13 protein-coding genes and 2 tRNA genes are annotated in these 13,715 nt (G+C 67.4%); all 15 read right to left on the bottom strand.

The annotated features are described in order from the left end of the window. Positions 1–3 precede the first annotated feature (3 nt). The 15 genes from nuoF to metG all read right to left on the bottom strand — a co-directional run bounded on the left by nuoF (position 4) and on the right by metG (position 13,713). Positions 4–1,299 (bottom strand): NADH-quinone oxidoreductase subunit NuoF, encoded by a 1,296-nt coding sequence (gene nuoF / locus J5Y09_RS03105; RefSeq protein WP_209350283.1) that lies wholly within the window; start codon positions 1,297–1,299, stop codon positions 4–6. Position 1,300: 1 nt separating this feature from the next. Further along, a complete protein-coding gene (locus J5Y09_RS03100; RefSeq protein WP_209350282.1) occupies positions 1,301–1,918 on the bottom strand; it encodes a complex I 24 kDa subunit family protein in 618 nt (205 codons plus the stop codon). After that, positions 1,915–3,144 carry an NADH-quinone oxidoreductase subunit D gene (locus tag J5Y09_RS03095; protein WP_209350281.1) on the bottom strand — a complete coding sequence of 410 codons (1,230 nt, stop codon included), beginning with the start codon at positions 3,142–3,144 and terminating at the stop codon, positions 1,915–1,917. Before J5Y09_RS03095 ends, J5Y09_RS03100 begins: the two co-directional genes overlap by 4 nt. Continuing rightward, on the bottom strand, positions 3,141–3,803 hold the full coding sequence (locus J5Y09_RS03090) for an NADH-quinone oxidoreductase subunit C (RefSeq protein ID WP_408904047.1): 663 nt from the start codon (positions 3,801–3,803) through the stop codon (positions 3,141–3,143). The genes J5Y09_RS03095 and J5Y09_RS03090 overlap by 4 nt, the downstream gene beginning before the upstream one ends. Next, on the bottom strand, positions 3,796–4,350 hold the full coding sequence (locus J5Y09_RS03085; protein ID WP_209350279.1) for a NuoB/complex I 20 kDa subunit family protein: 555 nt from the start codon (positions 4,348–4,350) through the stop codon (positions 3,796–3,798). Before J5Y09_RS03085 ends, J5Y09_RS03090 begins: the two co-directional genes overlap by 8 nt. Positions 4,351–4,357: 7 nt before the next feature. Continuing rightward, a complete protein-coding gene (locus J5Y09_RS03080; protein ID WP_198374363.1) occupies positions 4,358–4,726 on the bottom strand; it encodes an NADH-quinone oxidoreductase subunit A in 369 nt (122 codons plus the stop codon). 217 nt (positions 4,727–4,943) lie between these two features. Continuing rightward, positions 4,944–5,020: transfer RNA gene (locus tag J5Y09_RS03075), tRNA-Asp, on the bottom strand. A 215-nt stretch (positions 5,021–5,235) separates the two neighbouring features. Further along, a tRNA-Val gene (locus J5Y09_RS03070) sits at positions 5,236–5,307 on the bottom strand. 74 nt (positions 5,308–5,381) lie between these two features. Further along, a complete protein-coding gene (locus J5Y09_RS03065) occupies positions 5,382–5,702 on the bottom strand; it encodes an HU family DNA-binding protein (protein WP_198374362.1) in 321 nt (106 codons plus the stop codon). A 192-nt stretch (positions 5,703–5,894) separates the two neighbouring features. Continuing rightward, on the bottom strand, positions 5,895–8,300 hold the full coding sequence (gene lon / locus J5Y09_RS03060) for an endopeptidase La (protein ID WP_209350278.1): 2,406 nt from the start codon (positions 8,298–8,300) through the stop codon (positions 5,895–5,897). A gap of 140 nt (positions 8,301–8,440) precedes the next feature. Beyond that, positions 8,441–9,697 carry an ATP-dependent Clp protease ATP-binding subunit ClpX gene (gene clpX, locus J5Y09_RS03055; protein WP_209350277.1) on the bottom strand — a complete coding sequence of 419 codons (1,257 nt, stop codon included), beginning with the start codon at positions 9,695–9,697 and terminating at the stop codon, positions 8,441–8,443. Between the two features lie 121 nt (positions 9,698–9,818). Further along, positions 9,819–10,466: an ATP-dependent Clp endopeptidase proteolytic subunit ClpP gene (gene clpP, locus J5Y09_RS03050; protein ID WP_209350276.1), complete on the bottom strand. Its 648-nt coding sequence runs from the start codon at positions 10,464–10,466 to the stop codon at positions 9,819–9,821. Between the two features lie 100 nt (positions 10,467–10,566). Then, complete coding sequence (locus tag J5Y09_RS03045; RefSeq protein WP_209350275.1) at positions 10,567–11,358, bottom strand: MBL fold metallo-hydrolase; 792 nt, start codon at positions 11,356–11,358, stop codon at positions 10,567–10,569. 7 nt (positions 11,359–11,365) lie between these two features. After that, on the bottom strand, positions 11,366–12,139 hold the full coding sequence (locus tag J5Y09_RS03040) for a TatD family hydrolase (protein ID WP_209350274.1): 774 nt from the start codon (positions 12,137–12,139) through the stop codon (positions 11,366–11,368). Continuing rightward, the gene (gene metG, locus J5Y09_RS03035) at positions 12,139–13,713 is read right to left on the bottom strand and encodes a methionine--tRNA ligase (protein WP_209350273.1); all 1,575 of its coding nucleotides are present in this window, start codon (positions 13,711–13,713) and stop codon (positions 12,139–12,141) included. Before metG ends, J5Y09_RS03040 begins: the two co-directional genes overlap by 1 nt. Positions 13,714–13,715 lie beyond the last annotated feature (2 nt).

The raw sequence follows: 13,715 nt of genomic DNA, 5'->3' as shown, positions 1-13,715 counted from the left end.
CGCCTACTCCGCCGCCAGGCGCGTGTTGCGCGCCTTGTACGCCGCGATCCGTTCTTCCATCAGCGGGCGGAAGTGCCGGATCAGCCCCTGCACCGGCCAGACGCCGCCATCGGCCAGCGCGCAGATCGTGTGCCCCTCGATGCGCCGCGTGACGTTCTCGAGCACGTCGATCTCCTCGACCTCCGCCTCGCCCGTCACCATGCGGTCCATCATGCGCTTCACCCAGCCCATGCCTTCGCGGCAGGGCGTGCACTGGCCGCAGCTCTCATGCTTGTAGAAGGCGGACAGGCGGGCGATCGCCTTGATCACGTCGGTCGACTTGTCCATCACGATCACGCCCGCGGTGCCGAGGCCCGAGCGGTGCTCGCGCAGCGCGTCGAAATCCATCAGCACGTCGTCGCAGATGTGCTTGGGCAGCAGCGGCGTCGACGATCCGCCCGGGATGACGCAGAGCAGGTTGTCCCATCCGCCGCGCACGCCGCCGGCGTAGCGCTCGATGAGTTCCCGCATGGGGATGCTCATCTCCGCTTCCACGTTGCAGGGCTTGTTCACATGGCCCTGGATGCAGAAGATCTTCGTGCCCGAGTTCTTCGGCCGGCCGAAGGAGGCGAACCACGCGCCGCCGCGACGCAGGATCTCCGGCACCACGGCGATGGTCTCGACGTTGTTCACCGTGGTGGGGCAGCCATAGAGGCCGACGGCGGCGGGGAATGGCGGCTTCAGCCGCGGCATCCCCTTCTTGCCCTCGAGGCTCTCGATCAGCGCGGTTTCCTCGCCGCAGATATACGCGCCCGCGCCGCGATGGACGTACAGGTCGAAATCCCAGCCCGACCCGGCGGCGTTCTTGCCGAGCAGCCCGGCCTCATAGGCCTCGGCGATCGCCGCCTCGAGCACGACGCTCTCGTTGTAGTACTCGCCGCGGATGTAGATGTAGCCGGCGTTGGCACCCATCGCGAAGCCGGCGATCAGGCAGCCTTCGACCAGCGTGTGCGGGTCGTGGCGGATGATGTCGCGGTCCTTGCAGGTGCCGGGCTCGGATTCGTCCGCGTTGACGACGAGGTAGGAAGGCCGGCCATCGGACTGCTTCGGCATGAAGGACCACTTCATGCCGGTCGGGAAGCCCGCGCCGCCGCGGCCGCGCAGGCCGGAGACCTTCATCTCCTCGATGATCGCGTCGCGGCCCCGGGCGATGATCGCGGCCGTGCCGTCCCAGCAGCCGCGCATGCGCGCCGCCGGCAGGTTCCACGGCTCGAAGCCGTAGAGGTTGCGGAAGATGCGGTCCTTGTCGGAAAGGGCCATGTCACTCGGTCTCCGAGCCGGTGAGCGCGGTCGCACCCCCGGCCGCTTCGCTCGAACGGCGTCCGGTCGCGCTGCCGGGCGTCGGGCGCTCGCCGCGCTTCAGCGCCTCGATCAGCTTCACCGTGCTCTCGTAGTCGAGGTCCTCGTAGTAGTCGTCGTCGACCGCGATCATCGGCGCGTTCACGCAGGCGCCCATGCATTCCATCTCGGTCAGCGTGAACAGGCCGTCGGGGCTGGTGTCGCCATAGCCCTTGAGGTGGCCGGCATCCTTGCAGGCGCGCAGCACCTCGTCCGACCCGCGCAGCCAGCACGGCGTCGTGCCGCAGACCTGCAGGTGGAAGCGCCCGATCGGCTTGGTGTTGAACATGAAGTAGAAGGTCGCGACCTCGTAGACGCGGATCGGCGCCATGCCGAGCCGGTCCGCCACCACGTCCATCGCCACGCGCGGCACCCAGGCGCTGCCGGTCTGCAGGCCCATCTGCTTCTGCACGACGTACAGCAGCGGGATCACCGCGCTCGCCTGCTTCCCTTCCGGGTAGCGCTTGAGGATGGTTGCGATCTTCGCCTCGCTCTCCGCGTCGAAGGCGAAGGAAGCGGGTTCGGCGTGCTCGGCGCTCACCGGTCGATCTCCCCGAAGACGATGTCGAGCGACCCGATGATCGCGACGGCATCGGCCAGCATGTGGCCCTTGGACAGCACTTCCATCGCCTGCAGATGCGCATAGCCGGGCGCGCGGATCTTGCAGCGGTAGGGCTTGTTGCCGCCGTCGGCGACCAGGTAGACGCCGAACTCGCCCTTCGGCGCCTCGGTGGCCGTGTAGGTCGCGCCGGCGGGCACGTGGTAGCCCTCGGTGTAGAGCTTGAAGTGGTGGATCAGCGCTTCCATCGAGCGCTTCATCTCGCCCCGCTTGGGCGGCGCGATCTTGTTGTCCTGTACCTTCACCGGGCCCGGCTTCATCTGCTTCAGGCACTGGTCGATGATGCGCAGGCTCTCGCGCATCTCCAGCATGCGGATCAGGTAGCGGTCGTAGCAGTCGCCGCGCGTGCCGACCGGCACGTCGAATTCCATCCGTTCGTAGACGTCGTAGGGCTGGGCCTTGCGCAGGTCCCACGCGCAGCCGGATGCGCGCAGGCAGGGGCCGCTGAAGCCCCATTCCATCGCCTGCTCGGCGCTCATGATGCCGATGTCGACGGTGCGCTGCTTGAAGATGCGATTCTCGGTCAGCAGCCCTTCCAGGTCCTTCAGGAAGGCCGGGAACTGCTTCGCCCAAACGGCGATCTTCGCCTCCATGTCCGCGGGCAGGTCCTTCGCGACGCCGCCCGGGCGGAAGTAGTTGGCGTGGTAGTGGCTGCCGCTCACCGCCTCGTAGAATTCCAGCAGCGTCTCGCGCTGCTCGAAGCCCCAGAGCGCGGGCGTGATGGCGCCGCAATCGAGCGCGTAGGTCGTCACGTTCAGCAGGTGGTTCAGCACCCGCGTCAGTTCGGCGAACAGCACGCGGATGTACTGCCCGCGCTCCGGCACCTCGATGCCCAGCAGCCTTTCCGTCGCCAGCGCGAAGGAATGCTCCATGCACATCGGGCTGACGTAGTCGAGGCGGTCGAAGTACGGCAGCGCCTGGATGTAGGTCTTGTGCTCGATCAGCTTCTCGGTGCCGCGGTGCAGCAGGCCGATATGCGGGTCGGCGCGCTCGACCACCTCGCCCTTCATCTCGAGGATGAGGCGCAGCACGCCGTGCGCGGCCGGGTGCTGCGGGCCGAAATTGATGGTGTGGCTTTCCGCCTCGTCACGCGGCCGCACGGTCTCGGGCGCGGCGGCGCCGGCGGGAAGGATGGCCTGGCCGCTCATGCCGGCCCCTCCAGGCGCTTGAGGTGGACCTTCTCGTCCCCGGGCAGCGTCGTCATCGCCTCCCACGGGCTCATGTAGTCGAAGTTGCGGAATTCCTGGGTGAGCTGCACGGGGCTGTAGGCGACGCGCTTCAGCTCCTCGTCGTAGCGCAGCTCGACGAAGCCGGTCAGCGGGAAGTCCTTGCGCAGCGGATGGCCTTCGAAGCCGTAGTCGGTCAGCAGCCGGCGCAGATCCGTCTGGCCGTCGAAGACCACGCCATACATGTCCCAGGTCTCGCGCTCGTACCACGTGGCGCAAGCCCAGATGCCGGCGACGGAGGGGACCGGCGTCGCCTCGTCCGTCGTGACGATCACGCGGATGCGGTGGTTATGGGCGAGGCTGAGCAGGTTGTAGACGATCTCGAACCGCTCCGGCCGCTCGGGCCAGTCCACGCCGCAGATGTCGACGCATTGCTCGCAGGCGAATCGCGGATCGTCGCGCAGCAGCAGCATCAGCGCGGGCAGCGCGTCGCGCCGCGCGCGCAGCACCAGCTCATGCCCGCCGCGGGCGAGCTCGACCTCGTTCACCGCGCCGCCGGCCGCGGCCGCGATGGCCAGGCCAAGAGTGCGCAGCGGGTTCTCGGGCGCGGCGGGTTCGACCGCGGTCTCGTTCTCAGCCACGCAGGATGGTCCCCGTCCGCCGGATCTTCTTCTGCAACTGGAGGATGCCGTAGACGAGCGCCTCGGCCGTCGGCGGGCAGCCCGGCACGTAGACATCGACCGGCACGACGCGGTCGCAGCCGCGCACCACGCTGTAGGAATAGTGGTAGTAGCCGCCGCCATTCGCGCAGGAGCCCATCGAGATGACCCAGCGCGGCTCGCTCATCTGGTCGTAGACCTTGCGCAGCGCGGGCGCCATCTTGTTGGTCAGCGTGCCGGCCACGATCATCACGTCGGACTGCCGCGGCGACCCGCGCGGGATGATGCCGAAGCGGTCGAGGTCGTAGCGCGCCATGTAGGCGTGGATCATCGGCACCGCGCAGCAGGCCAGCCCGAATGTCATCGGCCAGAGCGAGCCGGTGCGCGCCCAGTTCACCACCTTGTCGATGTTGGCGACGACGAAGCCCTTCTCGGCCATCTCGTCGGTCACGGCGCCGATCACGGCATCCTGCGCCGGGCCGGGCGGAAGGGCCTGGCTGTTCCAGGCGATGTTGCTCGAGCCGCTCATGCCGGGCTCACTCCCAATCCAGGGCGCCCTTGCGCCACTCGTAGACGAAGCCGACCGTCAGGACGAAGAGGAAGCCCATCATCGAGCCGAAGCCGAGCCAGCCGATGTCCCCGAGCGCGATCGCCCAGGGGAACAGGAACGCCACTTCCAGGTCGAAGATGATGAAGAGGATGGCGACGAGGTAGAATCGCACGTCGAAGCGACGGCGCGTGTCGTCGAACGGCGCGAAGCCGCATTCATAGGTGGAGAGCTTCTCGGCATTCGGCTTCTGCCGTGCCGCGATGAAGGCGCCGCCCACCATCGCGATCGCGATTCCCGCCGCGATGCCCAGGAAGACGAGCACAGGGAAGTACTCGGCCAGCAGTGGCTGCGTCATCTCAACCTTCACTCCCCTGCCCTTTTGCCGGGCATGTGGTCGCCGCGCGAAGCGTCATGACGCAGCGCAGCGCGGCCGGACATTAGCCGCCCTTCTCGCGCTTCGCCATAGGCCGCGACGTCATGTTTTCAAGGATATGCGTTACGATGCGCTGAAGCCGCGGGGCGGAAACGAAAGCGGCGCCCCGAAGGACGCCGCTTTCCGTTCTGCCGCCGCGTGGCGCGAGTGACGGGGCTCGAACCCGCGACCTCCGGCGTGACAGGCCGGCGCTCTAACCAACTGAGCTACACCCGCTTGCGCGACAGGTGGCGGGGGATAGGGCCAGGCGGGGGGTTAGTCAAGCCGTGGCGTGAGAGCTTTCGCGAATGGCGCTGCGGCGCGGTGACGCGTGCCGCTCGATGCCCCATCCGCGCATGCCGCTCCGGCGCCCGCAACCCTGGACCGCGATGCGGGTCGCTTCGCTTACCTTCCGGGGAATGCTTCTCCGGCGCGAAGGCGCCGGAGGCGTATGGGCGCTGACGGATTCGAACCGCCGACCAACGGTGTGTAAAACCGCCGCTCTACCACTGAGCTAAGCGCCCGCACGGCCCCCTGATAGCACGAAGGGCCGGTCCTTGCGGACCGGCCCAACGCAAACCCGTCCAGACGGACAGGTTCAGTTCACGGCGTCCTTCAGGCCCTTGCCGGCCTTGAAGCGGACGGTCGTCGAGGCGGGGATCTTGATCTCCTCGCCCGTGCGCGGGTTGCGGCCCTTGCCGGCCTTGCGCTTGGACGTCGAGAAGGTGCCGAAGCCGACGAGGCGGACTTCCTGCTTCTTCTTGAGCGACTTCTGGATCGCCTCGAACACGGCGTCGACGACGTCGCCGGCCTTGGCCTTGGGGAGATCAGCGGCCTCGGCGACCGCGGAAATCAGGTCCTGCTTGTTCACTGGGTATCCCTCCGTTGGGTGCGGATGACGGGTCGGCGAGTCGGCCAACCAGGTCGGGCCGGAGAGTAGGAGCGCAGATTTCGCAGCGTCAACGAGAGAGCATCCGATTCGCGGCGGAAAACCGCCATTTGCGCCGCATGCTGCGGCAAAACTGCAACGGAACCCTGGGTTTTCCACAGAAAACCCCGGCGAAGCCGCGCTCCGCCGGGGTTTTTCACTGGCAGCCGACGATGCGAATCGTCAGTGGGGGCGGGCCGAACCCACATCCCCCTGCTCCGGCCCGCGCGGGGCCGGGGTCTCCTCCGGCTCCTCCCAGGTGATCGGCTCGGGCTTCTTCACCAACGCCTTCCCGATCACCTCGTCGACATGGGAGACGACGACCAGCTCGAGCCCCTTCTTCACATTGTCAGGGATCTCGGCGAGGTCCTTCTCGTTGTCCTTCGGGATGAAGACCGTCTTGATGCCGGCGCGCAGCGCCGCCAGCAGCTTCTCCTTCAGCCCGCCGATCGGCAGCACGCGGCCGCGCAGCGTGATCTCGCCCGTCATGGCGACGTCCCGCCGCACAGGGATGCCCGTGAGCACCGAGACGATCGACGTCGCCATGGCGATGCCGGCCGAAGGCCCATCCTTCGGCGTCGCGCCCTCGGGCACGTGCACGTGGATGTCACGCTTCTCGAACATCGTCGGCTTGAGGCCGAAGGTAGTCGAGCGGCTGCGCACGTAGGACATCGCCGCCGAGACGCTTTCCTGCATCACGTCGCCGAGCTTGCCGGTCTGCTTCACGTTGCCCTTGCCGGGCAGCATCACCGACTCGATCGTCAGGATCTCGCCGCCCACCTCGGTCCAGGCGAGGCCGGTGACGACGCCGACCATGTCCTCCGCCTCGGCCTCGCCGTAGCGGAACTTCTGCACGCCCGCGAACTTGTCGAGGTTCTTGTGCGTGATCGCGACCTTCTTTGCCTTCTTCGAGACGATCTCCTTGACCGCCTTGCGGGCCAGGCCGGCGATCTCGCGCTCGAGGTTCCGAACGCCCGCCTCGCGCGTGTAGTAGCGGATCAGGTCGCGGATCGCGCTGTCGGACAGCGACCACTCGCCATCCTTCAGCCCGTTCGCCTCGCTCACCTTCTTCATCAGGTGGCGCTTGGCGATCTCGATCTTCTCATCCTCAGTGTAGCCGGGGATGCGGATGATCTCCATGCGGTCGAGCAGCGGCTGCGGCATGCGCAGGGAGTTCGCCGTCGTCACGAACATCACGTCCGACAGGTCGTAGTCGACCTCGAGGTAATGGTCGGCGAAGGTCGAGTTCTGCTCCGGATCCAGCACCTCGAGCAGCGCCGAGGACGGGTCGCCGCGCCAATCGGCGCCGAGCTTGTCGATCTCATCCAGCAGGAAGAGCGGGTTGGACGTCTTCGCCTTCTTCATGCCCTGGATCACCTTGCCGGGCATGGAGCCGATATAGGTCCGGCGATGGCCGCGCACCTCGGCCTCGTCCCGCACGCCGCCGAGCGACATGCGCACGAAGTTCCGCCCCGTCGCCTTGGCGATGGACTTGCCGAGCGAGGTCTTGCCGACGCCGGGCGGGCCGACGAGGCAAAGGATGGGCCCGCGGATCTTCGGGCTGCGGCTCTGCACCGCCAGGTACTCGATGATCCGCTCCTTCACCTTCTCGAGGCCGTAGTGGTCGGCCTCCAGCACGCCTTCGGCCACCACGATGTCGTTGCGGACCTTGGAGCGCTTCTTCCAGGGGATGGAGAGGATCCAGTCGAGGTAGTTGCGCACCACTGTCGCCTCGGCGCTCATCGGCGACATGGTCCGCAGCTTCTTGAGCTCGGCCAGCGCCTTCTCGCGCGCTTCCTTCGACAGCTTGGTGGCCTTGATCTTGGCCTCCAGCTCGGCGGCCTCGTCCTTGCCGTCCTCGCCTTCGCCAAGCTCCTTCTGGATCGCCTTGAGCTGCTCGTTCAGGTAGTACTCGCGCTGCGTCTTCTCCATCTGCCGCTTGACGCGGTTGCGGATGCGCTTTTCCACCTGCAGCACGCCGATCTCGCCCTCCATGTGGGCGAAGACCTTCTCGAGCCGCTGCGTGACGGACGGCGTCTCGAGCAGTTCCTGCTTCTCGGGGATCTTGAGCCCGAGATGGGAGGCGACGGTGTCGGCGAGCTTCGCCGGCTCCTCGATCTGGTTGATCGAGACGAGCACTTCCGGCGCGATCTTCTTGTTGAGCTTGATGTACTGCTCGAACTGGGAAACGACGGTGCGTGCCAGCGCCTCGGCCTCGCGCGGCTCGGCGAGTTCCTCCTCGATCGGCTCGGCGAAGGCCTCGAAATACTGCGCCGTTTCCTTGAAGGCGGCGATGCGCGCACGGCGGCCGCCCTCGACCAGCACCTTCACGGTGCCGTCGGGCAGCTTCAGCAGCTGCAGGACCGTCGAGACGGTGCCGATCTGATACAGGTCGTCCGCGCCCGGATCGTCCTGCGCGGCGTTCTTCTGGGCGACGAGCAGGATCTGCTTGTCGTCCTTCATCACCGCCTCAAGCGCGCGGACCGATTTCTCGCGGCCGACGAAAAGCGGGACGATCATGTGCGGGAACACCACGATGTCCCGAAGGGGCAGCACCGGAAGGAGTTCGCCGCGGATGGTGTCCGTCATGTGACCTCACTGGGACAGTCGACGCCCGGCCCGCCCAGATGGCGGCACGGGCGGGGCGCCACGGTAACCTCGGATGTGGGAGGCCCCGGACGCCCGCTCAAGGACTTGACAGGGCGACGCCGCAGCGCCGCCCCGCCGGATCAGGCCGAGGTCTGCTCGGCCGGCCGTTCGGCGTGGATGAACAAGGGTTGGGCGCGGCCCTCGGCCACTTCCCGGTTCACCACAACTTCCTCGACCGATTCGAGGCCCGGCAGGTCGAACATGGTCGACAGCAGGATCGCCTCCATGATCGAGCGCAGGCCGCGCGCCCCGGTCTTGCGCTGGATCGCGCGGGTCGCGACCGCCTTCAGCGCGTCATCGGTGAAGGTGAGCTTCGCCCCCTCCATCTCGAACAGCCGGGCATACTGCTTGACCAGCGCGTTCTTGGGCTTGGTCAGGATCTCGATCAGCGCCTTCTCGTCCAGGTCGTCGAGCGTCGCGACGACCGGCAGGCGGCCGATGAATTCCGGGATCAGGCCGAACTTCAGAAGATCCTCGGGTTCGACCTCGCGCAGGATCTGGCCGGTGCGGCGCTCATCCGGGTCGCGGACCTCGGCGCCGAAGCCCATGCCTGAGCCCTTGCCGCGGGCGCCGATGATCTTCTCGAGCCCGGCGAAGGCGCCGCCGCAGATGAACAGGATGTTCGAGGTGTCGACCTGGAGGAATTCCTGCTGCGGATGCTTCCGCCCGCCCTGCGGCGGAACGGAGGCGACCGTGCCCTCCATGATCTTGAGCAGCGCCTGCTGGACGCCCTCCCCGCTCACGTCGCGGGTGATGGAGGGGTTGTCCGACTTGCGGCTGATCTTGTCGACCTCGTCGATGTAGACGATGCCGCGCTGCGCGCGCTCGACGTTGTAGTCCGCCGCCTGCAGCAGCTTGAGGATGATGTTCTCGACATCCTCGCCGACATAGCCCGCCTCGGTCAGCGTCGTGGCGTCCGCCATGGTGAAGGGGACGTCGAGGATGCGCGCGAGCGTCTGCGCCAGCAGCGTCTTGCCCGAGCCCGTGGGGCCGACGAGCATGATGTTCGACTTGGCGATCTCAATGTCGGGATTCTTCCCGCCATGGGCGAGGCGCTTGTAGTGGTTGTGGACCGCGACCGAGAGAACCTTCTTCGCATGGTCCTGCCCGATGACGTAGTCGTCGAGGACCTTGCAGATCTCCTTGGGCGTCGGCACCCCGTCGCGGGACTTCACAAGGGTCGTCTTGTGCTCCTCGCGGATGATGTCCATGCAGAGTTCGACGCATTCGTCGCAGATGAACACCGTCGGCCCGGCGATGAGCTTCCGGACCTCGTGCTGCGACTTGCCGCAGAACGAGCAATACAGGGTGTTCTTCGAATCTCCGGACTTGCTCATGCGGTCTCCGTGTCCCCCGCCGGTGCGGGGGACTGCAACGTATATGTAGCCCTCAGGACCCCTAAGGGAAAGCGAAAGGCGGCCCCGGGCCCCGTCCCCGGCGCCCGGTGCGGCGCGAAGGTCACGCCTTGGCGGTTTCGGAGGCCGGGACCGGACGCTCCTCGACCACATGGTCCACCAGGCCGAAGTCGCGGGCCTCCTCGGCGGACATGTAGCTGTCGCGGTCCAGCTTCTTCTCGATCGCCTCGATCGGCTGGGCGGTGTGCTTCACGTAGATCTCGTTCAGGCGCTGGCGCAGCTTGAGGATCTCGCGCGCCTGGATCTCGATGTCCGTCGCCTGGCCCTGCGCCCCGCCCGAGGGCTGGTGCACCATGATCCGGCTGTTGGGCAGGGCGTAGCGCTTGCCCTTTTCCCCCGCGCAAAGCAGCAACGAGCCCATCGAGGCCGCCTGGCCGATGCAGACCGTGCTGACCGGGGAACGGATGTACTGCATGGTGTCGTACATCGCGAGACCGGCAGAAACCACGCCACCGGGAGAATTGATGTAGAAGGCGATGTCCTTGGATGGGTTCTCGCTTTCCAGGAACAGCAACTGGGCGCAGATCAGCGAGGACACCTGGTCGAAGACCGGGCCCGTCAGGAAGATGATGCGTTCCTTCAACAGGCGCGAATAGATGTCGAAGGCCCGCTCGCCCCGCGCGGTCTGCTCGATGACCATCGGAACCAGGGTGTTGTTGTAGACCTCGACCGGGTCGCGATCGCGAATCATCGGCGTATCCTTTCGTTCCGGCGGGGCCGAATCAGCCCGCCGTCGTTCCTGCGAATGTGGGGCATCCCTCGCGGTCGCGAAAGGGCTGCCCCGGACGGTGTCAGCCCGGCACGGCCAGCACCATCCCGTCATGCCCCGGCTCGATCCCCGGCGGCAGGTTGGCGAGCAGCCATCCGTGGTCGAGGTCGGGGCTCATATGCGTCAGGACCGTCCGGCGCGGCCTGATCCGCCCCACCCAGTCCAGCACCTGATCGAGATTCGCATGGACCTTGTGGGGGCGGCGCTGGAAGCATCCCACCACCCAGGTATCCAGGCCGTGAAGGCGGGCGAGGCTCTCCTCGGGCAGATGCACCACGTCGGTCGAATAGGCGAAGGCGCCGATCCGGAAGCCGAGCGTCTCCATCACCGCATGGTCCTGGGAGAAGGTCTCGACCCGGTGGCCGGCGATGGCGACCGTCTCCCCTGTCACGATCGGCACCGGGTCGACCGCCGGGCGGAAGAAGAGCGGCTCGGTCGAGGGCAGGAAGGCGTAGTCGAAGCGGCGCTTGAGGCTGTCCAGCGTCCGCGCGGTGGCGAAGGCCTGCATCGGGCGCCCGACGAGCCGGTTGACGATGCGGACCTCGTCCAGCCCCATCACATGGTCGGCGTGGTCGTGTGTATACAAGATTGCATCCACAGCTGGCACGCCGCAGGCCAGCATCTGGGTGCGCAGATCAGGCCCGGTATCGACCAGCAGGCGCCCACCCCCGCCGCCCTCGACCAGGATCGAGGAGCGCGTCCGGTGGTTCAGCGGGTTCGCCGGATCGCAGGCGCCCCACCAGCCGCGGCCATCCTCGCCGCCGATCTGCGGCACGCCGCTCGAAGCCCCGCAGCCGAGGATCGTGACCTTCAACAAGACTCTAAGAGGCCTTCCTGAAAAGACGCATGAAGTTCGCGGTGGTCAGGTCGGCGAGCGCCGCCATCTCCAGCCCCCGCACCTCCGCCAGCACTTTCGCCGTATGCGCGACCATCCCGGGCTCACAGCGCTTGCCGCGGAACGGCACGGGCGCAAGGTAGGGCGCATCCGTCTCGACCAGCAGCCGCTCGGCGGGCAGGTCGCGGGCGATGTCCCGGATCTCCTGAGACTTGGGGAAGGTCAGGATGCCGGAGAAGGAGACATACCCCCCCATCTCCACCGCCTTTTCCGCGAGATCCCGGCCGCTGCTGAAGCAATGCAGCAGGAAGTCGAACGCCCCCCCCGTCTCCCTTTCGCGCCGCAGGATGGCGAGGATGTCGTCATCCGCGTCCCGTGCATGCACCACCAGCGGCAGGCCGGCGAGCCGAGCGGCGCGGATGTGCCGGGCGAAGTTCTCCGCCTGCGCGTCCCGTGGCGCCTTGTCGTAGAAATAGTCGAGGCCGCTTTCCCCGATGCCGACGATGCGGGGGTGGTCGGCCTCGGCCGCGATCTCCTCCGGCGTGGGCAGCGGCCCCTCCCCGGCATTGTGCGGGTGGATGCCGACCGTCCCCCAGACGTCTGGGAAGCGCGTGGCGATCTCCTTCACCCGCGCCGCCTGGGACATGCGGACGCCGATGGTGACCATCCGGCCGATCCCGGCCTCGCGCGCGCGGTCCAGGACCTGCTCGATCTCGTCCTCGACGTAGTAGTCGAGATGGCAGTGGCTATCGACGAGCATCAGGCCGGCAGGTCCAGCTTGCGGAACAGCGGCGCCGGCGGCGGCAGCGGCGTGCCTTCGGGCAGCGGCGTGGCCAGGGCGCCGAAGTCCCGCGCATCCGCCGGCACGCCCAGCTGGTCGAGCAGCGCGGCCATGGTCGCCGGCATGAAGGGCTGCAGCACCGTCGCATAGGCGCGCAGGGCGGTGTGCAGGTGGCGCAGCACGGCGGCCATCCGCACGAGGTCGGTCTTCTTCAGCGCCCAGGGCGCCTGCTGGGTGATGTAGCCGTTGGCGTCGCGGACGCTCGCGAAGACGCTCTCGAGCGCCAGGTGGAACTGCTGCTGGTCCAGCTGGTTGCGGACCGTGGCGAGCAGCGTGTCGAGCGAGGCAAACAGGGCCGCGTCCGAGGCATCCCGTACGGCCTCGGCGGGCAGCCGCCCCTCGCAGTTCCGCTGAATCAGGCTCAGCGTCCGGTTCGCGAGGTTGCCCAGCGCGTCCGCCAGCTCCCCGTTCAGCCGGTGGACCAGCGCCTTGCGCGAGAAATCGCCGTCATTCCCGAAGGGCACCTCCCGCAGCAGGAAGTACCGCACGGGGTCGAGGCCGAATTCCTCCACCAGGGCCACCGGGTCGATGACGTTGCCGAGGGATTTCGAGATCTTCTGCCCCTCATTCGTCCACCAGCCATGGGCGAAGACGCGCCGCGGCACGGGCAGCCCGGCCGCCATCAGGAAGGCGGGCCAGTAGATGGTGTGGAAGCGGACGATGTCCTTGCCGACGAAATGCACATCCGCCGGCCAGAAGCGCCAGCGCGGATGCGCCGTGTCGGGATAGCCCGCCGCGGTGATGTAGTTGGTCAGCGCGTCGAGCCAGACATACATCACATGCGCCTCGTCCCCCGGCACCTTCACCCCCCAGGTGAAGGAGGTGCGGGAGACGGAGAGATCGAGTTTCTCCGGCCGCTCGGCGAAGTCCTTCAGCCCCTGCTGGATGAAGGCGCGCACCTCGTTCCGCCGGCTCTCCGGCTGGATGTCGATGCGGTCCGGATGGCCCTCGGGCAGGTCGTAGCGGCGCAGCAATTCGGGCAGCCACTTCGACAGGCGGAAGAAGTAGGAGGGCTCCCGCACCCATTCGACCGGCGCGCCGGACGGGGCGTACTTCACGCCGTCCCGCTCGGTCAGCTCGTCCGGGCCGTAGAAGGCCTCGTCGCGCACCGCGTACCAGCCCTCGTAGTCGCCGAGGTAGATCTCGCCCTTCCCCGCCAGCGCCTGCCACAGCGCGACGCAGGCGGCCTTGTGGCGCGGTTCCGTCGTGCGGATGAAGTCGTCGTTGGAAAAGCCCATCGTGGCCGTCAGCTCGCGAAAGGCCTGGCTGACGCGGTCGGTGAAGGCCTGCGGGTCCTCCCCCGCATCCTTCGCCGCCTTCTCCACCTTCTGCCCGTGCTCGTCCGTGCCGGTCAGGAAGAAGACCTCATGCCCGTCCAGGCGCTTGAAGCGCGCCAGCACGTCGGTCGCGAGCGAGGTGTAGGCATGCCCGATATGGGGCCTGTCGTTGACGTAGTAGATCGGCGTCGTGAGGTAGACGGGCATCTTCGCCATGG

Source organism: Roseomonas nitratireducens, assembly GCF_017813355.1.
Classification (GTDB): domain Bacteria; phylum Pseudomonadota; class Alphaproteobacteria; order Acetobacterales; family Acetobacteraceae; genus Neoroseomonas; species Neoroseomonas nitratireducens.
The sequence above is the reverse complement of the archived record's forward strand: the minus strand, read 5'-3'. Positions and strand labels throughout refer to the sequence as shown.

Excerpts from the sequence above, each read along its gene's own strand:
- nuoF (WP_209350283.1), bottom strand. The coding sequence starts at position 1,299 with ATGGCCCTTTCCGACAAGGACCGCATCTTCCGCAACCTCTACGGCTTC.
- J5Y09_RS03095 (WP_209350281.1), bottom strand. The coding sequence starts at position 3,144 with ATGAGCGGCCAGGCCATCCTTCCCGCCGGCGCCGCCGCGCCCGAGACC.
- J5Y09_RS03085 (WP_209350279.1), bottom strand. The coding sequence starts at position 4,350 with ATGAGCGGCTCGAGCAACATCGCCTGGAACAGCCAGGCCCTTCCGCCC.
- J5Y09_RS03080 (WP_198374363.1), bottom strand. The coding sequence starts at position 4,726 with ATGACGCAGCCACTGCTGGCCGAGTACTTCCCTGTGCTCGTCTTCCTG.
- lon (WP_209350278.1), bottom strand. The coding sequence starts at position 8,300 with ATGACGGACACCATCCGCGGCGAACTCCTTCCGGTGCTGCCCCTTCGG.
- clpX (WP_209350277.1), bottom strand. The coding sequence starts at position 9,697 with ATGAGCAAGTCCGGAGATTCGAAGAACACCCTGTATTGCTCGTTCTGC.
- clpP (WP_209350276.1), bottom strand. The coding sequence starts at position 10,466 with ATGATTCGCGATCGCGACCCGGTCGAGGTCTACAACAACACCCTGGTT.
- J5Y09_RS03040 (WP_209350274.1), bottom strand. The coding sequence starts at position 12,139 with ATGCTCGTCGATAGCCACTGCCATCTCGACTACTACGTCGAGGACGAG.
- metG (WP_209350273.1), bottom strand. The coding sequence starts at position 13,713 with ATGGCGAAGATGCCCGTCTACCTCACGACGCCGATCTACTACGTCAAC.